Origin of the sequence: Archangium sp. Cb G35 (assembly GCF_001896145.1) — a bacterium.
GTDB lineage: Bacteria > Myxococcota > Myxococcia > Myxococcales > Myxococcaceae > Archangium > Archangium violaceum.
This window is the reverse complement of sequence record NZ_MPOI01000016.1, coordinates 268,325-289,160: the sequence shown is the minus strand read 5'-3', so window position 1 is coordinate 289,160 and position 20,836 is coordinate 268,325. Positions and strand designations below refer to the sequence as shown.

Below are 20,836 nucleotides of genomic sequence, written 5' to 3'. Positions count from 1 at the left end.
GCGAGTGCCCGGCGGGCTCCCTCCTCCACTGCTGGAGTGCTCGCTGAGCAGGCGGGCAAGCGCAGGGAGGCACCCCGGGCCAAGAACTCCCGCACGGCCCGTCACATCGACCCCCCATTTTCTCTATCCCCGCAGCAGGAGGCGGAACCTCAATGACCGGGACGCCCTCACGTTGCCTCCTGAGCAGTGCACAGCGTCCTGTCGTCAGGAGCAACCACGATGTTGCACGGTGAAACCCAAGTTCGCGGCCACAACCCTCCCGAGTCGCAATTTCACGACCGCGGCCGCTTCGGCCGGCTCTTTCCGGGCCTGCCGGTCTTCGCCCCCGACAACGACAAGGTCCGCAAGGCGCTCTTCAAGCTCGGCGAGCTCGGCGGATTGATGGACGCGAAAGACGTCCCGGGCAGCACCACCAACCCCGACAATCCGCCCATCCTCGCGGGTTTCACGTTCTTCGGGCAGTTCGTCGACCACGATCTGACGTTCGATCCGACTTCCATCCTGGAGCGGCAGAACGACCCGGAGGCCATCGAGAACTTCCGCACGCCGGCGTTCGAGTTGGACAACGTGTATGGCTCCGGCCCGCGGGTCTCACGCCACCTCTACGACATCAATGATCCGGCGAAGTTCCTCATCGAGAAGCTCGGCGGCCCCGACTCCAACGATGACATGCCGCGCAACAGCCAGAACACCGCGCTCATCGCGGATCCGCGCAACGACGAGAACACCATCGTCTCGCAGTTCCACGTGGCCATCCTCAAGTTCCACAACGCCGTCGTCGATCACCTGCGCAAGAAGAACCCCAACGACCCGCAGGTCTTCGAGAAGGCCCAGCGGATGGTGCGCTGGCACTACCAGTGGATCATCCTCCATGACTTCCTCCCGAAGATCGTCGGGCAGCAGGTGTTGGATGACGTGCTGGACGACCGCCCGCGGGAGCGGATCTTCCGGTGGAGGAACGAGCCCTTCATCCCGGTGGAGTTCTCGGTCGCCGCCTACCGCTTCGGGCACAGCCAGGTGCGTCCCGCCTACGGGGTCAACAACGCCGGCTTCGGCGCGCCCATCTTCGACGATACCCTGGATCCGACCGCGGCGGACCCGAACGATCTGCGCGGGGGCAAGCGTGCCACCCGGCGGTTCGTGGACTGGTCGCGATTCTTCGAGGGACTCGGAGGCGACCCCGCCAGGCGCAACATCAGCAAGCTCATCGACTCCCGGCTGTCGACCCGGCTCTTCACCCTGCTCTCCGGGGCGCCTGGGCAGGTGGGGGGAGCCAACCTGGCGACGATCACCAATCCCCAGTCGCTCGCGCAGCGCAACCTGCTGCGGAGCCTGGCCCTCCGGCTCCCCTCGGGTCAGGCCATGGCGAAGCGCCTGGGCATCAAGCCCCGGAGGTTCGATGAGTTGAAGGATCTCGGTGTCGGGTTCGAGACCTCCACTCCGCCCTGGTACTACATCCTCAAGGAGTCGGAGGTGGAGGAGGGCAACAAGGGCGCACGGCTCGGGGCGGTGGGCGCACGCATCGTGGCAGAGGTCTTCGTCGGTGTGCTCCGGGGCGACCGGTTCTCGTTCCTCAACGCCAACCCGAACTGGAAGCCGGAGCTCGCCAACTCCGAGGGCAAGTTCCTCATTGCGGACCTGCTGAAGTTCGCTGGATTCCCGGTGGTGCCCGTGCCGGCCCCCGCGCCCGCGCCCGCGCCGACGCCAGCCCCGACGACGTAACACCCTGAACGGGGGCCCTCATTCAGGTGAGGGCCCCCTCTTTTTCTTCAGCATCCACCCGGAGCAATACGGACCATGAACGTACGCGAGCCAAGCCATTCCTCGTCGAGGACGTCGAAGACGGTGGAGTTGCTGTGCATCGGGCTGTCCTACCGGACGGCGCCGCTGACGGTCCGCGAGCGGCTGGCACTGCCCGGGGACCAGCAGGTGGAGCTGCTGCGGCGGCTCGGGCAGGTCCCGGCCGAGGCCCTGCTCATCTCCACCTGCAACCGGGTGGAGCTGTACCTGGCCTCGCCGGACGTGGCCCGGGCCCGCCAGCAGGCCCGGGAGGAGCTGCGCCGGCTGGGAGGCCCGGAGGTGCTCGATCATCTCTACGAGCACCAGGGCGAGGCCGCGCTCACGCACCTCTTCCGGGTGGCCTCCAGCCTGGACTCCATGGTGCTGGGCGAGACGCAGGTGCTGGGCCAGGTGAAGGACGCCCTGGAGCACAGCCAGGCCGCGGGCACGGTGCACGGCGAGCTGTCGCGCATGTTCGCGGCGGCCTTCCGGTGCGCCAAGCGGGTGCGCACGGAGACGGCCATCGGCATGGCGGCCACGTCCATGGCCAGCGCGGCCGTGGCGCTCGCCAGCAAGGCCTGGGATGGGCTCGGGGAACGGACGGTGCTGGTGGTGGGCGCGGGCGAGATGTCGGCGCTGGCCGCGCGGCACCTCCGGCGGGCGGGAGTGGGCCGCCTGGTGGTGGTCAACCGCACGCTCGCGCGCGCCGAGGCACTGGCCGCCGAGGTGGGTGGTACCGCGCGTCCCCTCGAGGAGTTGTTCACCCTGCTCGCCTCCGCGGACGTGGTGGTGAGCGGTACGTCCTCACCGGTGCCGCTCTTCACCCGGGAGAACGTGGGGCCAGTGCTCGAGACGCGTCAGCGGCCCCTCGTCATGGTGGACCTGGCCGTGCCGCGCGACATCGCGCCCGAGGTGGGCTCGATGAAGCGCGTGCGTGTGCTGGACGTGGACGACATCCAGCGCTTCGTCCTGGAGAACGCGGCGGCCCGGGCCGAGGAGGCACGGAAGGCGGAGACGCTGGTCTCCGAGGAAGTGGCCCGCTTCATGCGCGAGCGGGCCGTGCGCGATGGCGTGCCCGTCCTCTCCCGGTTGCGCCAGCACGCCGACGCCATCGCCCGCGCCGAGGCGGAACGGACCCTGTCGTCGCTCGGCGATTCGCTCTCCGAGAAGCAACGCAAGAGCGTCGAGGCCATGGCGCGGGCCATCATCAACAAGCTGTTGCACGAGCCCACGGCGCGCCTGCGGGCGGTAGGCACCGCGCAGGAAGATGTGGTGCTGGCCCGTGTCACCGCGGAGCTGTTCGGCCTGCAGGGCTGAGGCGGCTGGCGGTTCTCTCTCTCAGCTTGATAGCCAGGACCGCGGGCGCGTTCCGCGGGAGACCGCGGCCACAGGAGACCTGATCCGTGCCCATTTCCCCTCGCCCTCCGGGAGAGGGACGGGGTGAGGGTATCGGATGAACCCGGGTTGAACCCGGTGTCCCAACTTGGGGGCCACGGGTTGAAGAACAGGCCTGGACACCCTCACCCTGACCCTCTCCCGAGGGGAGAGGGGATATTGTCCCCTGTATTGGATGACAGGTTCAGCGCGACTTCAGGTACTCGATGAGGTCGCGCTTCTCTTCATCGGACAGGCCGGTCCCGTACTCGTGCCCCCTGTTGCCGTTTCCGGGCAGCGACACGTCGAAGATGAAACGGGGCATGCCGGGAACCTCCGTGACGTAGCCGACCTTCTCCGGGTCGTACTCGTGCTGCCCCATGGGGAAACGCGCCGGACGCCTCGCCACTGGCTGGAGCAGGTCCCACAGCGTGGGCACCGAGCCGTTGTGCAGATACGGCGGGCTCGCCCAGATGCCCGTCATCGGCCGGGACACGTACCCCATCGGCGCGCGCCAATAGACGATGCCCGGTTCCAAGGGGCGGAGCTCCTCCTGGTTCATCGCCTCGCGCGCATAGGCCCGCTGCTTCACCCGCGAGAGCAGATCATGCAACGCCGCCGGGAACTCCAGGTCTCCCACCATCGACGCGAAGCTCCGGGCCCGGTTCCCATCCGTGCCCACCACCTCCAGGGGAATCACGCCCGGCTTGTCATGGCAGCCCTGGCAGTTCCGGGCGAAGAGCCCGCTCCCGCGTTCGATGCGTGTGGCATCCAGCGCTCCGAAGACGTTCTCCGGCCACCGGGGGGCGACAAGCTTGCGCGAGAGCCGCTCCATCTCCGCCAGGTTGCGCGGAAGCACGGAGGACTCGAAGGTCCGCCGGTCGACGACCGCCCCCATGCCGAGCGCCTGGCCGATGTTGCGCTCCATGATCGAATTGGTGTTCCCATCCCAGTGCAGCCACGGGCTCGTCTGGAACTCCCAGAGGCAGGGGTAGCTCACCGGCGCATCCAGCACGCCAGCCACCTGGGGTCCGAACAGTACCCCACGCGCCACACCAAAGGCATCCACCCGGCCCGGGCCCGCCGGGGAGGCGAACCTCAGCACCCCGAGCCTCATGAAATACACCAGGTGTCCGCGCAGCACCCGGATGGCATCGGGAACGGTGCGCACCTGCTTGCGGCTCAGCTCGCGGAAGTATTGGTCGAGCTGCGCATCGAACTCCCGCAGGACCACCGGATCCGCCTCGAGCAATGGCGGCGCGCATGGGCTCGGCTCCCGCGAGCCGCAGTACCACTCCACCTGGGCCTCGAGCTTCTCGCGTGCACTCGAGTTTCCATCCGGCGTGAGATCGGTATCCGGATAGGCCCGCTGCAATTGCTCATCGCCCACCTGCTCCAGGCTCCGCGGAGCGCCCCCATGTGCTGAATCGGGCAGGGACACCGCCAGCCGCTGGAGGAAGGCCAGGAGCTGCGCCCGGTCCAGAAGCGTCCTGGACAGCACCTCCACCGCCTCCAGGTTGAAGTCGTCCATGTTGAGAAGGCTCGGTGCACCATCCACCCGCACCTTGCCGCCGCGGTAGTGGAACTCACCCACGTGGCAGGCGGCACAGTTGAGCCCCACGCGCGCCACGGGCTGACGCTCGGTGGCGGGCACGAGCGCCACGCCTACTGGCAAGCCCTCGGGACTGTCCGGGTCCGCCAGCAGGCCGAAGCGCTCGGGCGCATCCAGGAAGGACTGGAACCCGTCCGTCTTCCCCTCCAGGGTGCTCCGGCCCGGCAGCGCGCGGAGCACGGCGAGCCACAGATGCTCATTGCCCTGGGCCAGGTGGTAGAAGTCCTCGCGCTCCCGCTGGGACAGGCCAGCCACCGGGCCGCTGCCTCCCGTGCCGGAAGTGATGGGTGGGGAAGCGCGCGGGGCCGAAGCACAGCCCCCCAGCATCCCCACGAGGACCAGCCAGACGAACACCCCTCCTGCGTTCCTGCTGTCCATAAAGCCCCCCTCCAAGTCTCCCCATGGGGAGAATCAGGCGGGCCCTACTTTGAAAGTCTCACGGTACGGTTCAAGTGCCCACGGGGAGGATGGATCCGTCCAATCCCTCTCACTTGCTGAAGTCCAACGCGTACTCACGTGAAACCCGGGAGAGCTTGCGCTCCAGGCGCTCGATGCGGCGGCGCAGTGCGTCGGAGCTCTCCGCGGGCGCCGCGAGCCGCGCATGGTGCAGGGCACGCGGAAGGTCCTTGAGGCCGTGCTCGTACAGCTTGGTCAGCGAGAGGTGCAGCGGCGCCACCTGGTCCGCCCGTGCCGATGCGAGCGCCCGCTGAAGGTTCGCCACCGCCGTCCGGTCATCCCCCACCCGGCGTGACAGGCGGGAAGCCATCGCGAGCGCCTCGGCACCCACCGCGCCCGTGTCTCCCGCCGCGGCGGCCCGGGCGAAGGCGTGGGCCCGCTCGTAGTCCCGCGCCCGGAGCGCCACGCCCGCGAAGCCCAGCAGATCCCTCGGGTCCTCGCCCTCGGCGCCACTCGCCCGGAAGCGCCGCCCCAGCACGCCCAGCAGCGCCGCCAGCAGCAACAGGTCGTTCGCGTTGTGCTCCAGCACCGGCGTCAGCGCCGAGCCATCCGCCCCGCGCAGGAAGCGGAAGTAGAGGTCCGGAATCAGCGCCCCGTCCACGTCCCCCACACGGTGGTAGTCGAGCACCTGCTCCTCCAGGTGCACCAGCCGCGTCCCGGAGCCTCGGTACTTGAAGACGCGGCGCGCGCAGTGCAGCAGGTCCAGGTGCGGCAGCTCCGCGGGCGGCTTCACGCGGTTGAGCACGAAGCGCGTGCGCAGCAGCGGCCAGTCGAAGCTCTTGCCGTTGAACGTCACCATGCAGGAGGACCCGGCCATGCGCTCGGCGAGGGCCCGCAGCATCGGCGCTTCCTCGCCCAGCCGATTCAGGAAGAGCTGATGCACCCGGAGCGAGCGGCCCTCGAACCACGCCAGGCCCACCAGGAAGGGCACGGTGCCCGTTCCTCCCGCGAGCCCTGTCGTCTCCGTGTCCAGGAAGAGCATCCGCTGGAAGTCCACGCCCGCCAGCCCTGGCTGCAGCGCGAGGCTCGCCACCAGCGGGGACTCCACGTCCAGGGCCTCCGCGAGCGGAGCGCTGCCGTGGTGGTGCTCCGCTGGGAGCAGCCGCTCGGAGACGTGGATGACGCCGTGCGGAGTCGTCCGAAGCTCGACGGGCAGAGGACCCGGACGTGGTGCCGCCGTGGGACCCCGGCGAGCCACCGCCGCGCCCTGACGCTCGGACCAGTCTCCGAGCATCCGCTTCAGCGCCTCCACGCGCGGGTCCGGCTCCTTCCGGGGCTCCACCGGGGCGGGCATCTCCACGGGCGCGGGAGGCGCCTCCACCGGGGGAGGAGCAGCGGCCTCGGCCGCCGGGGCTTCCGGTGCGGGAGACGGCTTCGCCCCCGGCTTCCCGCCGGGACCGATACCGCCAAGCCGGGACAGCTTGCGTTTCAAGTCCACGGCGCACCTCGCCTACTGCAGGGCCACGACGCCAAGGGCCGAGAGGATTTCCAGACCGAGCCGCTTGCGCGGGTGGGCATCCACCGGCGCGCTCCCGGGCATGGCGCCCGCGGCCGGACCGATGCACGCGGGGCACCCGTCCTCGCAGCCACACGACTCGAGCAGCCGCCGGGCGCGCCGCAGCAGCTCGTCGCGCTGGTCGAACAGGCGCGCGGCCAGCCCCACCCCGCCGGGGATGTTGTCGTAGAGGAAGATGGTCGGGTCGAAGCCCACGCCTCCGTCCTTGCGCGGCGGCCCGTCCGCGTCGTCCTTGCTCCCGAGCGTCTTGCCCAGGTCCCTCGGGTCGATCATCAACCCCACGCACGCCACCGTCCGCAGCGCGCTGGCGATACCCCGGAGCGCGTCGATGACGGCGGGCCTCGGCGCGCCCAGCGAGCGCACCACCGTCTCCGGCACGGTGAGCCAGAGGGACGTGGTGTGCATCTGCATCTCGGGCAGGTTCACGTCGCCGTAACCCACGTTCTCGTGCGTGTGGTACTTGATCTTCTTGTACCCCACCACCTTCTCGATGACGCTCACCTCGCCCATGCCCGCCTGGAGCGTGGGGCCCATCGCCGCGCCCTGGTCCTCCTGGATGACGTTGACGCGCACGTACGTCATCGCGTCCGTGAAGTAGTCCGGCGCCACCTTGCGCACGTAGGCCTTGTGGTTCTCGTAGTCGAAGCGCTCCACCTGGAACTGCTCGGCCTCGTGCTGGTAGATGGCCTGCTCGTGCAGCATCGTGTGCGCCGAGCGGAAGTCCATCTCCGCCAGCGTCCGGTCCGTGCCCAGCTCGATGATGACCACGTTGTCCCAGCCCACGCTGCGCAGCGACACGTGGTTGGCCGGGTACGCATCCGCGGACCAGTGGAACATCCGCTTGCCCTCGGCGCCCGGCGTGGGGTGCACCACCTCGTGCTGCGCGAGGTACCCCAGCGCATCCGCCGTGGACTCGGCCGGCACGTCCCCGAAGGTGTCTCCCTCCTCGAAGGGCAGCTCGAAGGCGGCGCACTTGAGGTGCTGGACGAGGATTTCCACGTTGTCCGGGTCGATGCGAGCGTGCTCCACCGGAGCGCCCGTGAGCGAGCGTGGATCCCCCGCGAGGTACTGGTCCAGCGGCGCGCTGGAGGTGACGAGGAGCGCGAGGCTGCCCGCGCCCCGGCGTCCCGCCCGGCCGAAGCGCTGCATCAGCGCCGCCACCGAGCCCGGGTAGCCCGCGCACACCACCGCGTCCAGTGAGCCGATGTCGATACCCAGCTCCAGGGCATTGGTGGCCACCACGCAGCGCACCTCACCGGCGCGCATGGCGGCCTCGGTGGCCCGGCGCGTCCCCGGCAGGTAGCCGCCCCGGTAGCCCTGGATGAGGTTCGGGTCCATCTTGTCCGCGATGAACTGGTCCCGGAGGTACTTGAGCATCACCTCGATGTTGTTGCGCGACTGGCCGAAGAGCAGCGTGGACACCTCGGCGCGCACCAGGTCCGACACCAGCCGCACCGCGCTCTTGAGGTAGCTGGCGCGGATGCCGAGCTCGGCGTTCACCACTGGCGGGTTGTAGACCATGACCCGGCGCTCACCGGCGGGCGCTCCACTCTCGGAAACGAGCGCCACCTCGCGGCCCAGCATCCGCTCGGCGTGGGCCTTCGGGTTGCCGATGGTGGCCGAGGCCAGCACGAACACCGGCGAGGAGCCGTGGAAGGCCGCCACGCGCTGCAACCGGCGCAGCACGTTGGCCAGGTGCGAGCCGAAGACGCCCCGGTACGTGTGCAGCTCGTCGATGACGACGTAGCGCAGGTTGGAGAAGAGCCGCGCCCAGTTGGCGTGGTGCGGGAGGATGCCGGTGTGCAGCATGTCCGGGTTGGTGAGCACCACGCCGCTGCGCTCACGGGCCGCGCGCCGCGCATCCCCCGGGGTGTCCCCGTCGAAGGTGATGGCGCCGTGCTCCAGTCCCGCCTCGCGCATGAACACGCGCAGCGACTCCTCCTGGTCCCGGGAGAGCGCCTTGGTGGGAAAGAGGTAGAGGGCGCGCGCGCCCGGCTCCCGCGCGAAGCGGTCCAGCAGCGGCAGGTTGTAGCAGAGGCTCTTGCCCGAGGCCGTGGGCGTGGCGATCACCAGGCTGCGCCCGGAGCGCGCGAGTTGGTAGGCCTCGGCCTGGTGGGAGAAGAGCTGCTCGATGCCGCGGCGCTGGAGGGCCTCGCGCACCTGGGGAGCCACCTCGGCGGGGATGGGCGCGTAGGAGCCCACGCGGGCCGGCGTCACCTCGTCGAGGACGAAGCTGGGCGAGAGCTGTCTGTCCTCGCGCCAGCCTTGGAGCACGGCGTCCAGACCGCGGGGACCCGTCCAGGGCTTGCGCCGGGAACCGGTGAAAGCGCCTTCATCCTTCTCTCGCTTCATGGGGCCGGGCACTGTACAGACGTGCACCCGGCGAGGCAACGCACGAGCGCATTCCTCCCCGGAGAGCGTCCCGGCGAGCGTCGTGACATGGACTCGTGGGCGGTTTCTCCGCGTTGCGGCACCTGGGAGAGCACCGCACGTTGTGCGCAGATGAACGCCCCTTTCTGCCACCGGACCGAGGCCGGGGAGACGCTGGCCCGGCTGCTCATGCACCTTGCCGGACGCGAGGACGTCATCGTGCTCGCGTTACCCCATGGGGGCGTCCCCGTGGCCCTCGAGGTCGCCCGCAGGCTTGGGGCGCCGTTGGATGTGGCGCTCGTCCAGCCGGTGCTCCATGCGATGGGACCTCCCCGGCGGGAGGTGACACTCGGCTGGCTCGGGTATCCCGCGGCCTCGCAGCTCCATGACGCCACGATCAACGCGTTGAATCTGTCCGACGAGGAACTGGAGCAGGCCATCTCCAGCGCCCGGCGGCAACTGCGTCAGCGAGTGCGCGCCCTGCGGCCGGGTGCGCCCGTGGCCTCGCTCGAGGGAAGGACCGTGGTCGTGGTGGATGACGGCTCGGCCGCTGGAGTGGCCCTGCGTCGAGCCGCGGGGTTGCTACGCCGGGCCGGAGCTCGCACCCTGGTGGCCGCCGTTCCCGTGGCCTCCGAGGAGGCGCTGCGCTTGCTGGACGGTGAGTTCGAGGAGCTCGTCTGCTGCCACAGGCCCAAGCCCTTCGTCTCCGTCGCGAGCGGGTACGCGAGTCATCCCGACGTCACGGACGCGGAGGTGCGCGCGTTGTTGGCACGGGCCTGGGACCCTCAGGCCCGCCCTCCTCCGGAGCCCACCGGCTTGTCCAACTCCAACGCGCGCCACATGTACCAGCTCGCCACCGAGCGCCACGGACGCCACCGCTCTCCGTAGGCCAGCAGTTCCTTCGGGCGAGGCATCTCGTCGAGGCCATACGTGCGCATGAAGCCCTTGCGCACGCCGTAGTCGTCCACCGGCAGCACGTCCGGCCGGCCCAGCCGGAACATGAGCAGCATCTCCACCGTCCACTGCCCGATTCCGCGCACCTTCGTGAGGTGCTCCACCAGCTCGGCATCGCTCATGCGCTTCGCCCGCGCCAGCGTGGGGACTTCGCCCTCCAAGGCCTTCGCCGCCAGGTCGCGGAGTGCCGCCGTCTTGGCCCCGGACAGCCCCGCCTCGCGCAGGCCCTCCACGGGATGGGCGAGCACCGCTTCCGGCGTGAAGCGCCGCCCCTTGCCCACGCGCTCGCAGACGCGCCCGAAGATGGTGGCCGCCGCCTTCCCCGTGAGTTGCTGGTAGACGATGGACTCCGCCAGCGCCAGGAAGGGGCTCTGGATCGAATTCACCTTCATACTGAAGGGTCCCACCTGCTTCATTAGCGCACCGAGCGTAGGGTCCGCCTTCACCAGCATCCTGCGCGCGGCGGGCGTGAAACCCTCGGGCAGGAGACTGTCGGCGGATGGAAGGGCGTCAGTGGTGGGAACGGCACGAGCGGTCGCGGCGGGCATGGACCCATCGTGCCACCCGCGAGGGGCTGCGGCATCTCCTACTTCACCAGCAGGGGCTGGAAGACCACTCCGTCCAATCTCAGGCGCTTGCTGACATCAACGAACCGCTTCGTGCAGACGATCACCTGGGAGAAGTCCTCCAGCCGGAACAAGTCCAGGTCCTTTGGAAGGGTGACGGCGTCCAGCAGGAGGTCATCGGGCAGTGGAACAAAACTCCGGCCACAGCGTGAGCAGGGCGGCTGGTAATCGGGAGGATGGCAATCCCGGTGCAGACGGCCCTTGGGGAGGATTTCCAGCTCGAACAACTCGGGCGAGTTGCGCTGGCGGAAGCGCAACTCGGCACGGCAGCCCTTGAGCCCTTGGAGTTCTTCCGCCTGGAGCTTCTCCAGCGCCTCGCGCTGCACCATCAATATCCAGGAGTAGTTCATGACGAACTGCCCGAAGCGGCCCTGCGCCTTGCCGATGGATGGACCGAAGGTCGTACCTGGTTCCAACAACGCACCAGCAGGCAACAAGGGACGTACCAACGCACATAGCCGTTCATACTCCTCGATAGACTCGGGCCGAGCCTTTTCGAAGTCGGCCAGGGCGGACACCGGGCTCAGATCCACGCAGGGGTACGAGAAACCAGCCCCCCAAGTGGCATCACAGGCTGGGCAGTGGACGCCCGGGAGCTTCCACTTGTGTGCGGCGTCAACGAAGCCCGTGTAACTCGCGGACCTGTCTTCGTCGATGGTGAAGTATTGCGTACGTTTGCTCGCCATATGCTCAATCGCAGTAGTAGGGCACGAGTGGCCCGTTCACGCCGAACCGTGCCATGAGCTCGCCCGCGAACCGCCACATGTCCTCCGCCTTGGCAGTATTGCGGTTCCTTCTCATGAACTGCCGCCACGCTTCATTCCATTGTCCACCTTTGGGTCCGCCACTGTGCAGCCAATGGTGGAAGCTCTTGGGCAAGCGAATGGTAAAGGCATGGATGTTGATGCCCTTGCTATCAAACCATTCAGCCAGTTCTTTCTGTTGAGGAAAGATGTGGTGCTTCTCGAAGGGCTCCCGCGCGATGAGGCACCGGCTCAAGTAGAGCTTGCGCGAGTTCAACTCCCGGGCCTTCCAGTTGTGCCAGGGGATTTCGAAAACAGGCTCAAAGGAGTGGGGCACGGCCAGCGGGTGTCCCCACCAGCGGCTTGCGCTGGGGCCCGGCCCCAGGGGCATGGGAAGCCCCGTCCCAGTCTGCGGCACCACCACCTGTGCCAGGAGCACGGGGGAGTCATCTCCCTCCGCTACGTCATGGCAGCGCCAGATGGCGCAGCGATCCTCTTCGCATAGCGGCACCACGCACGTCGGGTCCGCGCGCGCCTCGTCCCATGAGGAGGAAACGACCTCGGGCGCCTCGACGTCCTCACGCTCGGCGGGCGCCGAGGTGACACAAGCGCTCAGCAACAAGCAGAGGAGCGCGAATCCCGTCCTGAAGTCCAGGGAACTCATGCGGCCCATGTTACGGGCCGCAACCCGAACTCAGCGGATCTTCTTCGACGGCAGCGGCTTCACGGCCGGGCCGTTGAGCACCTCGCCCGTCGGGCTGTAGCGAGCCCCATGGCAGGGGCAGTCCCACGAGCGCTCGCCCTTGTTCCAGTGCACGTGACACCCCATGTGCGTGCATACCGGGCTCACCGCGTGCACCGCCCCACCCTCCTCGCGGAACACCGCCACCTTCTTCCCCTCCACCTCCACGATGCGGCCTTCCCCAGGCGCCACCTCGGACAGGCCGTGGGCTTCCGGCTTCGCCAGCCGGTCCGCCACGAAGCGGAAGGCCACCTCCGCGTTCTCCTGGATGAAGTCCTTCGCCCCCGCCTTCGGCTTCACCCTCGTGGCGTCATACAGCGCCGAGTACGGGTTCTGCCTCCCCATGATGAGGTCCGTCAGAATCATCCCCGACAGCGTCCCGAACGTCATGCCCGTGCCCGAGAAGCCCGTGGCCACCCACACATGCCGCGAGTTGCTGTTGCGCCCGATGTACGCCAACCCATCCGCTGGCTCGATGACCTGGCCCGACCAACGGTATTCCATCCGCGTCACCGGGAAGCGCCGCCGCGTGTACTCCTCCAACGCCTCGTAGTGGCGGTCCGTGTCCTCTTCCGAGCCCACCTTGTGGTCCTCGCCCCCGACGATGACGTAGTCCACGCCCTCCACCCGATGCGTGCGGATGTAGTGGTACGGATTCTGGCTGTCGAAATAGAGCCCGGCCTCCAACGGGCCCTCGAGCCGCCCCGCCACCGAGTACGTCCGGTACGGATACAGCTTCGTGTGCAGGAAGACGCGGTTGAGCGGTGTCGTCGTCGCCTCCACCACGTCCCGGCAGGTGATGATGCCTCGCGGGGTGTGCACCCGGCATGGCACCCCCTCGTACAGCTCCGTTACCTGCGTCTCCTCGAAGATGTAGCTGCCGTCCCCTTGGATCCCCTCGGCGAGCGCCAGCAGGTACTCGCGCGGGTGGAACTGCGCCTGATCCTCCACGCGCAGCGCCAGCTTCACCGGGTATGGCAGCGGCACCTCTTCCGTCAGCGCGCACATCAACCCCGCCTGCCGCGCCGCGACCGCCTCGCGCTCCAACTCGCGCGCTTCCCGCTCCGTCTCCGCGTAGCGGTACCCGGGCAGCCGCTGGAAGCCACAGGAAATCCGCAGCCGATCCACCAGCCCGGCGATCTGCTCGATGGCCGCGCGCGTGGACCCGGCCGCCATCCGCGCGCCCTTCTCCCCGAAGTCCGAGGCCAGCGTGGTGTAGGGCGTGTCCAGCAACTCGGTGAGGTGCGCCGTCGTCTGCCCCGTCTGTCCCGTCAGCAGCCGGTGCATCTCCACGAGGGCCACCTTCTTGCCCTCCTGCTTGAGCAGGTACGCCGTGGTGAGACCGGCGATGCCACCGCCAATCACCACCACGTCCACCTCGAGGTCCCCCTGCATCGACGGGTAGCGCCGCGCCGGGGCCGACACCGTCCACAACGACTTGTGCGTGCGCTCTTCCACCATGTCCCTAGGCTAGGAACGAGCCCGGGGGCCGGTAGGGCGAGCAGCCGGGCGCCCACGCCTGCCTGCCTGTCCTCCACTGAAGCCTTGGGATGTGCAAGAACCAACACCCGGGTCGTGGCGGTGTTGGCCATTGAGGGCAGCGGACTCACACCTCTGGGGATCCTCTGCTCTACTGGGTAGTAACTTCTTCGACCCGTATCATGAGGACACCGGAGCGCCGCCTCTTGCCATCTACCGCCGCCCTGCCGTCGCCGTCCGCGCCCGGCCCCGAGGCGCGACTCGCCTTCGCCGAGCTGCTGCTCGGATGCGAGGATGCCAGGATCTGCGCCGAGGCCGCGGTCGCGTGGCTCGTCCACCACGCGCAGCTGAGCCAGGTGCTGTGCCTCGCACCCGACGAGTCGGATTCGCATTGTCTGGTGCCCATCGCCTGGAACGGCCTGCCCACGCCCGAGGGCTTCACGCTCGCCCTGCATGACGCGAAGCACCCGCTGGTGGAAGCGCTCCAGTGGAGCGAGCCCCGCTGGTTCCATCCCGGCCAGCTGCCCCCGGAGCTGCCGCTGTCGAGCCAGGGCCTCTTCACCCTGTCACTCGGCCGGGCCATCGCGGGCACGCCTGCCCCCGGGCTGATACTGATCGCCGCGCCCGAGCCGGTGCTCTCCCCCGACGCGCCGTGGCTCGCCGGCCACCTGGGCGTCCACCTCACCCGCCTCTACAAGGGCCGTCAGCTCGCGCGGCTCGAGGAGGCCTCCACCGAGCTGGCCGCCCGGGTGAACGCCGCCACCGAGGAGCTGGCCACGCAGAACGAGCTGCTGCGCCGCCAGGCCATCCAGCTCGAGCAGGCCAGTGCCGCCAAGTCGCAGTTCCTCGCCAACATGTCCCATGAGCTGCGCACGCCGCTCAACGCCATCCTCGGCTACACCAACATGCTGCTCCAGGGCGTCAACGGCGAGCTCGCCGCGCCCCAGCGCCGCAGCCTCACCCGCATCGACTCCAACGGCCGCCACCTGCTGGAGATCATCAACGAGATCCTCGACATCACCCGCATCGAGGCCGGCCGGATGCCGCTGCACCTGTCCGAGTTCCGCCTGCCCGAGCTCATCCAGGAGGTCATGGCCGAGTTGGATCCGATCATCGCGCGCTCCAAGCTGGCGGTGAGCGCGGCGTTGGATCCCAACCTGCCCCCGGTGTACAGCGATCGTCAGAAGGTGAAGCAGATCGTCGTCAACCTCCTGTCCAACGCCCTGAAGTTCACCCACGAGGGCTCGGTCAAGGTGCTGGCCTCGTACGAGGTAGCCACCGCCACGCTGCACATCTCCGTGGAGGACACGGGCATCGGGATCGATCCCATCCACCAGGAGAAGATCTGGGAGGACTTCCAGCAGGTGGACAGTTCGCCCACGCGGGCCTATGGCGGAACGGGCCTGGGGCTCTCCATCTGCCGGCGGCTGGCGGCCATGCTCGACGGGCGCATCTCCCTCAAGAGCGCCGTGGCCCAGGGCTCGACGTTCACGCTGCATCTTCCCCGACGCACGAGGCGGACATGAACAGCCCAGCTCTCAACGACACCGCGCCCCTCGTCCTGATCGTCGATGACTACCAGGATGCCCGCGAGATGTACGCGGAGTACCTCGAGTACTCCGGCTACCGCGTGGCCGAGGCGCGCAACGGGCTGGAGGCCGTGGAGAAGGCCTTCGCGTTGCACCCGGACGTCATCCTCATGGACCTGTCCCTGCCGGTGCTGGATGGCTGGGAGGCCACGCGCCGTCTCAAGAGTGACGCCCGCACGCGCTCCATCCCCGTGGTGGCCCTCACCGGCCACGCCCTGGACGGGCATTCGCGCGAGGCCCATGACGCCGGCTGCGATGCCTACGTCACCAAGCCGTGCCTGCCAGACGCGCTGGTGCGCGAGGTGCAGCGCGTGCTGGCCGCCGTGGCCGCCGCGTAGCCGCTCGCGCCCACCCGGCCGTTGGGCGGACAGGCTCTGATCTTCCCTCTTGAGCCTCACGCGACGTGAGGGTGTACCCATCCTCGTAGCCACACACCGGTGTGGCCGAAAGGAGCGTGCACCATGCAGCCCGAACCCCTGAAGGTAGGCGAGCTCGCCCGGCGGACCGGGCTGTCCATCCGTACCCTGCACCACTACGACGAGCTGGGCCTGCTCTCGCCATCGCTGCGCACGGCGTCCGGCTACCGGCTCTACACCCCGGAGGATGTCGCCCGGCTGCAGCGCATCCTGTCCCTCCGCCAGCTCGGCTTCGCGCTGGAGGAGATCAAGCGCTGCATCGACGAGCCCGACTATTCGCCCGTCCGGGTGCTCGAGCTGCACCTCGCGAAGGCTCGCGAGCAGCTCGCCGTCCAACAGGAGCTGTGCCGGCGTCTGGAGTCGCTCGCCACGCAGCTCCGCTCGGCGGAGACACCCTCCGTCGATCAACTCGTTCAAACCATCGAGGTCATGACCATGTTCGAGAAGTACTACACCCCGGAGCAATTGAAGGAGCTCGAGGCGCGCCGCCAGGCCCTGGGCGAGGACGCCATCCGCCAGGTCCAGGAGGAGTGGCCCCGGCTGATCGCCCAGGTGCAGGCGGAGATGGAGAAGGGCACCGACCCGGCCAGCGAGCCCGTCCAGAAGCTCGCCCGGCGCTGGCGGGAGCTCATCCAGGCCTTCACCGGTGGCAACCCCGGCATCGAGAAGTCGCTGAACACCATGTACCAGCAGGAGCCCGGCATGAGCGCCAAGGCCGGAATGGACCCGCGGCTCATGGAGTACGTGGGCCGCGCCATGGCCGCGCTGAAGAAGCCCGAGTAGTCAGTGCCCCCGGGCCACCTTCTCCGCTTCCAGGACGATGGAGTCCGCCCAGGGGGGCAGCTTCGCCCAGCCAGCGGTGTACTCGGTGCGTGCGTAGAACTCGCCGCCCGCGCCGCGTCCCACGATGAGCTGGCCCACGCGCTGGTCTCCCCGTCGGTACTCCACGCGGAAGGCCTCCCGGGGCTCACCTCCGGGAGGCACCTCTCCCCGTCCGAGGAAGTCCGCCTGCGCTGGCGCGAGCAGCCACACGCGCTCGTGCCACCTGCGGGCCGTCTCGTCCGGCGTGTCCGGCGCATCCCGGGGCAGGAACTCCGCCGGCCGCTGCGCCCGCGCACGGACGAGGAAGGTGCGTGAGGTGCTCCCCACGGTGACGGTGAGGGTGTCGTAGCCGCTGGCGCCAAAGGTGTGCAGGGTCCGGTCCACCAGCCGGTGGGCGGCATTCTCCAGGTCGGGCAGCAACGAGGGCGAGAGGAGGAAGACGTGCCCGTCCGTCTCGCGCCGCAGGTACGGGCTGCCCCAGCCAATCGACGGGGCGGCCAGGGAGAAGGCGTGCTCCCCGCTGGCCAGCTTCACCACCAGCTTCCGGGGGCTGTCCTTCAACCCCACCTCGGCCAGCTTCTCCGCTTCCAGTACGCCCAGGCTCCGCGTGGCCCGTAACGGCGCGAAGCGGACGAAGAGCTGCTCCGCCGTCTCGTTGGCGCGCAGCTCCCGCTTCGCCCCCAGCCGCAGCCACAGCGCGCCGTCTCCCTGACCTTCGCGGAACAACTCCACCTGGACGGACGCGTCCTCGTAACGCACGCGCTCCAGCGCCCGCTCCGGCGCGTCCAGCACCACTACCTCACCGGGAGCGCCCACCGGCTCGCGCTGCCAGACGAAGAAGGCCGCGGCCAGTCCCGCCACCGCCAGCACGCCCTGGAGCACCACGCCCCGCGCCCTCATCGCGCTCCCCTCCGTCTCCGGCGCCGCGTCACGAGGAAGCCCGCGCCCAGCACCAACGCGGGCGCCACGAAGACGGCCGAATAGAACCACACGACGTCCTGCTGCCGCGTGTGCTGCAGGGGCACGTCCTCCTCGTTGGACAGCACCCCCGCCAGTTCCTCCTCGCCGAGCAGCCAGAGCACCGTGTCCATCAACAGGTAGGGGTTGCCATAGGAGCGGGGGCCCGAATCGGTCATCACGTCCGAGTCCCCCATGACCACCACGCGCGCGGGCGAGGCACCCGAGACACCGGCCTTCTGCACCGCCACCACCAGGGGCCAGGAGCCTCGTGGCTCTCCCTGGTCCGGGGCGAAGTCATGGTTGGTGTCCTGGAACGTCTCCGCGGGCGCTCGCACGGAGACATCGTGCGTCACCCCCTTGGGCAGGGGCGGCACCGGCTCCAGGGCCGCAGCGCCGGCGAAGACGATGGCCGCGTCGCTGCCCAACGAGGCCAGGGTCCCGACCGAGGCGTGCGAGGAGAAGCTCGCCGTCACCAGGTTGCCTCGATCGCTCTGCTGGTGGCTCATCCGCAGGTAGCGCAGCTCGTTGGCAAGCGGGACGCGCAGCAGCTTCAACCCCAGCGGCTCCAGCAGCGGCTCGAGGCCGGGCCCGTCCGGCTCCAGCGCGAGCCACAGCCTGCCGCCGCGCTCCACGTACCGGCGCAGCGTGGCGAGCGCTTCCGGGGAGAAGTCCCGCTCGGGCCCCACCACCGCCACCACCGCCGCGCCGCGAGGCACCTCCTTCCCCAGCCCCTCGGCCATGCCCAACGTGCGCACCTCCACGTTCAGCACGCGCAGCCACTCCTCGAGCTGCGACAGGCCGGGCCGCGCCTTCTCCAGCGCCGTGGCCGGCTGCGGTTGCAGACCCCGCTCGCCCTGCCCCGCCGTGAGGTACAGCACCCGCCGGGGACGCGACACCACGCGCAACCGCCGGTACACGTCCTCGTCCAGGCGCTGCAACTGCACCCGGGCGCGATCCAGCTCCAGCGGCACCTTCAGCCGCTCGTGACGAGCACCCCGGCTGAACACCACCGTGCCGTTCTCCCCCACGCCCAGCTCCTTCGCCCGGGCCCGCGCCACCGCCTGGTCCAGCACCTCCACCTCGAGGTACCCGGACTCCCGCGCCAGCTCCCGGAAGTACTGCTCCAGGGCCTGCCTCACATCGTTGGCCGGTGGGAAGAAGAGCGTCACGCGCACCGGCTCGGGAATCTGGCGCGTCAGCAGGCGCGTGGCGGCGCCCGGCCGGGCCGTGCGGAAGTACGCCAGGTCCCACGAGACGTCCGCTCGCGTGGCCACATAGGTCGCCGAGAAGGCGAAGACGAGCGCGAAGGCCAGCCCCAGCCCCGAGTAGAGCGCGGCACGCACCCGCCCCAGTTGCAGCACCGGCGCCCGGCTCATGGCCGCCGCCGCCAGCTCCACCAGCACGAGCGGCAACAGCGTGGTGGTCAGCAGCGCGGGGAAGAGCGCCCCCAATACCACCGCCATGGCGCCCCGCTCGCCCGGCCGGAGGAAGTAGAGCGCCAGGCCGAGCCCGCCCAGCAGGAAGAGGCCGAGCTGCCAGCGCTCCAGCACCCGCCACTCGCCATGGGCCCGCGCCACCCTCCTCCCGCGCCACGCCACCGCGAGCCCCACCAGCGTGAGTCCCATCCCACTCAGCACGAGCCGCTGCGTCCCCGCGCCCACCACGCGCTCGCCGAGGAACACGGTCAGCAGACCCAGGCCGTACAGCACGGACACCCAGGGGTTGGGCCGGAGCGTCATCGCCACCTCCGCGCCTCGAGGACGCGCGTGGCGGCGAAGAGGGCCACGTAGGTGACGGACAGGTAGTAGACGATGTCGCGCACGTGCACCACGCCCGCCTGGAAGGGCTGGAAGTGCTGGTTCCACAGCGCCAGCGCGCTGAAGACGTCCGAGAGCGGCTGCTCGGTGATGCGCGCCAGCAACCAGCACGTCAGCAACGCCACCAGCATGCACCCGGAGAGCACGGCGGCCAGCACCTGGTTGCGCGCCAGCGCCGAGCCGAACGTGCCGATGGCCAGGGACGCACTGCCCAGCAGCAGCAGCCCCAGGTAGCCGGCGGCGATGTGGCCCAGGGACAGCTTGCCGTGCACCATCACCAGCAGCGGCATGAACACCGTGGCCAGCGTCATCAGCGCCAGGAAGGCCAGCGCCGAGAGGAACTTGCCCAGGACGATCTCGTGGTCCTTCACCGGCGAGGAGTACAGCAGCAGCAACGTCCCCGCCTGCCTCTCCTCGGCCAGCAGCCGCATGGAGATGAAGACCGAGGCCACCATCGTGGTCCCGCTGGAGAACTGGAAGAAGAGCGAGAGCACCTCCGAGGAGCGCTTGCTCACCCCGCCCAGCGCGAAGGCGTTGAAGAGCAGGCCATCCACCGCCAGCACCATGGCGATGATGATGTAGCCCTGGAAGGTGCGCAGGTAGGCCGCGAGCTCCCGGCGCGCGATGAGCAGCGTCCGCATCATGGCGCGGCCTCGTCTCCGCCCCGGGTGAGCCGCAGGAAGAGCGATTCGAGCTTCTCCGTCCCCCGGTCCAGCCGGAGCAACTCCAGGCCCGCGCCCACCACCGCCCGCGCCACGCCCGGCCGCAGGTCCGCCGGAGCCTCCACCCGGAGCGTCACCACGCCCTCCGCCTCGCCCATCACGCGCACCGGCCCCACCCCCGCGAGCGCCGCCAGCACCCGCTCCCGCCCTCCCCGCACCTCCACCTCGATGAAGCCTCCGCTGCCCAGCCGCTGGCCCAGCTCCGCCTCGGTGCCCTGGGCCACGAGCTCCCCGTCCTTGATGACCAGGAGCCGATCACACGTCTGGCTGATCTCCGGCAGCAGGTGGCTGGAGACGAGCACCGTGTGCTCCGCCCCGCGCAGCCCCTGGATGAGCGTGCGCATCTCCACCATCTGCCGGGGATCCAACCCACTGCCCGGCTCGTCGAGCAGGAGCAGCGCCGGCCGGTGGACGAGCGCCTGTGCCACCCCCACGCGCTGCCGGTAGCCATGGCTCAGCGAGGAAATGGGCGCGTCGTCCACGTCGCGCAGGCCCGTCTTCTCCTCGGCCTCGGTGACACGGGCGGACACCTCGCGCGAGGGCACACCGCGAAGCCTCGCCACGAAGGCGAGGAACTCCCCCACCCCCATCTCGTCGTAGAGCGGAGGCGTGTCCGGGAGGAAGCCGATGCGCTGGCGCACCTCGTGCGGGTGGCTCACCACGTCATGGCCATCGACGACGGCCCGCCCCGAGGTGGGCAGCAGCACGCACCCGAGGATCTTCAAGGTGGTCGTCTTCCCCGCGCCATTGAGGCCCAGGAAGCCGATGACCTCACCCCGTTGGACTTCGAAGGAGAGGCCGCGGATGGCCGCGTGGCCACCGTAGTACCGGGTCAGCCCCTCGACGTGGATCATCGGGC

Annotated in this window: 17 protein-coding genes; 6 read left to right on the top strand and 11 right to left on the bottom strand. The window is 69.5% G+C overall.

The annotated features are described in order from the left end of the window. Positions 1-219: 219 nt before the first annotated feature. Together BO221_RS41785 and hemA are read left to right on the top strand one after the other, a co-directional pair. A complete protein-coding gene (locus BO221_RS41785) occupies positions 220-1,722 on the top strand; it encodes a heme peroxidase family protein (RefSeq protein WP_073566495.1) in 1,503 nt (500 codons plus the stop codon). Positions 1,723-1,845: 123 nt separating this feature from the next. Further along, the gene (gene hemA / locus BO221_RS41780) at positions 1,846-3,096 is read left to right on the top strand and encodes a glutamyl-tRNA reductase (RefSeq protein ID WP_073566494.1); all 1,251 of its coding nucleotides are present in this window, start codon (positions 1,846-1,848) and stop codon (positions 3,094-3,096) included. A 262-nt stretch (positions 3,097-3,358) separates the two neighbouring features. On the opposite strand, the gene BO221_RS41775 is transcribed toward hemA, so the two are convergent. The 3 genes from BO221_RS41775 to BO221_RS41765 all read right to left on the bottom strand — a co-directional run bounded on the left by BO221_RS41775 (position 3,359) and on the right by BO221_RS41765 (position 9,089). Then, entirely contained in the window at positions 3,359-5,143 is a 1,785-nt protein-coding gene (locus tag BO221_RS41775; RefSeq protein WP_073566493.1) for a di-heme-cytochrome C peroxidase, read from the bottom strand. Positions 5,144-5,252: 109 nt separating this feature from the next. After that, positions 5,253-6,659 (bottom strand): ribonuclease H-like domain-containing protein, encoded by a 1,407-nt coding sequence (locus tag BO221_RS41770; RefSeq protein ID WP_073566492.1) that lies wholly within the window; start codon positions 6,657-6,659, stop codon positions 5,253-5,255. A 12-nt stretch (positions 6,660-6,671) separates the two neighbouring features. Beyond that, entirely contained in the window at positions 6,672-9,089 is a 2,418-nt protein-coding gene (locus tag BO221_RS41765) for a DEAD/DEAH box helicase (RefSeq protein WP_233166498.1), read from the bottom strand. A gap of 150 nt (positions 9,090-9,239) precedes the next feature. Between BO221_RS41765 and BO221_RS41760 the strand changes: the two genes are divergently transcribed. Beyond that, positions 9,240-9,995, top strand: a complete 756-nt coding sequence (locus BO221_RS41760; protein ID WP_073566491.1) for a phosphoribosyltransferase — start codon at positions 9,240-9,242, stop codon at positions 9,993-9,995. On the opposite strand, the gene BO221_RS41755 is transcribed toward BO221_RS41760, so the two are convergent. From BO221_RS41755 to BO221_RS41740, 4 genes are read right to left on the bottom strand one after another with little or no spacing between them, the layout of a single operon-like run. Then, complete coding sequence (locus tag BO221_RS41755; RefSeq protein WP_083682267.1) at positions 9,893-10,609, bottom strand: DNA-3-methyladenine glycosylase; 717 nt, start codon at positions 10,607-10,609, stop codon at positions 9,893-9,895. The two genes, BO221_RS41760 and BO221_RS41755, sit on opposite strands and share 103 nt — an antisense overlap. 38 nt (positions 10,610-10,647) lie before the next feature. After that, the gene (locus BO221_RS41750; RefSeq protein WP_073566490.1) at positions 10,648-11,373 is read right to left on the bottom strand and encodes a double-CXXCG motif protein; all 726 of its coding nucleotides are present in this window, start codon (positions 11,371-11,373) and stop codon (positions 10,648-10,650) included. 4 nt (positions 11,374-11,377) lie between these two features. Beyond that, positions 11,378-12,094: a TIGR02269 family lipoprotein gene (locus BO221_RS41745; protein WP_233166497.1), complete on the bottom strand. Its 717-nt coding sequence runs from the start codon at positions 12,092-12,094 to the stop codon at positions 11,378-11,380. A 30-nt stretch (positions 12,095-12,124) separates the two neighbouring features. Continuing rightward, a complete protein-coding gene (locus BO221_RS41740; RefSeq protein ID WP_073566489.1) occupies positions 12,125-13,633 on the bottom strand; it encodes an FAD-dependent oxidoreductase in 1,509 nt (502 codons plus the stop codon). Positions 13,634-13,857: 224 nt separating this feature from the next. Here BO221_RS41740 and BO221_RS41735 point away from each other — a divergent pair, with 224 nt between their 5' ends. From BO221_RS41735 to BO221_RS41725, 3 genes are all read left to right on the top strand, one after another. Continuing rightward, positions 13,858-15,177, top strand: a complete 1,320-nt coding sequence (locus BO221_RS41735; RefSeq protein ID WP_233166496.1) for a HAMP domain-containing sensor histidine kinase — start codon at positions 13,858-13,860, stop codon at positions 15,175-15,177. Further along, positions 15,174-15,578 carry a response regulator gene (locus tag BO221_RS41730; RefSeq protein WP_073566488.1) on the top strand — a complete coding sequence of 135 codons (405 nt, stop codon included), beginning with the start codon at positions 15,174-15,176 and terminating at the stop codon, positions 15,576-15,578. The genes BO221_RS41735 and BO221_RS41730 overlap by 4 nt, the downstream gene beginning before the upstream one ends. 123 nt (positions 15,579-15,701) lie before the next feature. Then, complete coding sequence (locus BO221_RS41725) at positions 15,702-16,439, top strand: MerR family transcriptional regulator (RefSeq protein WP_073566487.1); 738 nt, start codon at positions 15,702-15,704, stop codon at positions 16,437-16,439. Here BO221_RS41725 and BO221_RS41720 read toward each other — a convergent pair whose 3' ends face one another. The 4 genes from BO221_RS41720 to BO221_RS57485 are packed head-to-tail and all read right to left on the bottom strand — an operon-like array spanning position 16,440 to position 20,831. Beyond that, positions 16,440-17,378 (bottom strand): hypothetical protein, encoded by a 939-nt coding sequence (locus tag BO221_RS41720; protein WP_073566486.1) that lies wholly within the window; start codon positions 17,376-17,378, stop codon positions 16,440-16,442. It abuts the gene before it with no gap. Further along, complete coding sequence (locus BO221_RS41715) at positions 17,375-19,177, bottom strand: Gldg family protein (protein WP_073566485.1); 1,803 nt, start codon at positions 19,175-19,177, stop codon at positions 17,375-17,377. The genes BO221_RS41720 and BO221_RS41715 overlap by 4 nt, the downstream gene beginning before the upstream one ends. Next, positions 19,174-19,899, bottom strand: a complete 726-nt coding sequence (locus BO221_RS41710; RefSeq protein ID WP_233166495.1) for an ABC transporter permease — start codon at positions 19,897-19,899, stop codon at positions 19,174-19,176. The genes BO221_RS41715 and BO221_RS41710 overlap by 4 nt, the downstream gene beginning before the upstream one ends. Further along, complete coding sequence (locus BO221_RS57485; protein WP_073566484.1) at positions 19,896-20,831, bottom strand: ABC transporter ATP-binding protein; 936 nt, start codon at positions 20,829-20,831, stop codon at positions 19,896-19,898. Before BO221_RS57485 ends, BO221_RS41710 begins: the two co-directional genes overlap by 4 nt. Positions 20,832-20,836: the final 5 nt, after the last annotated feature.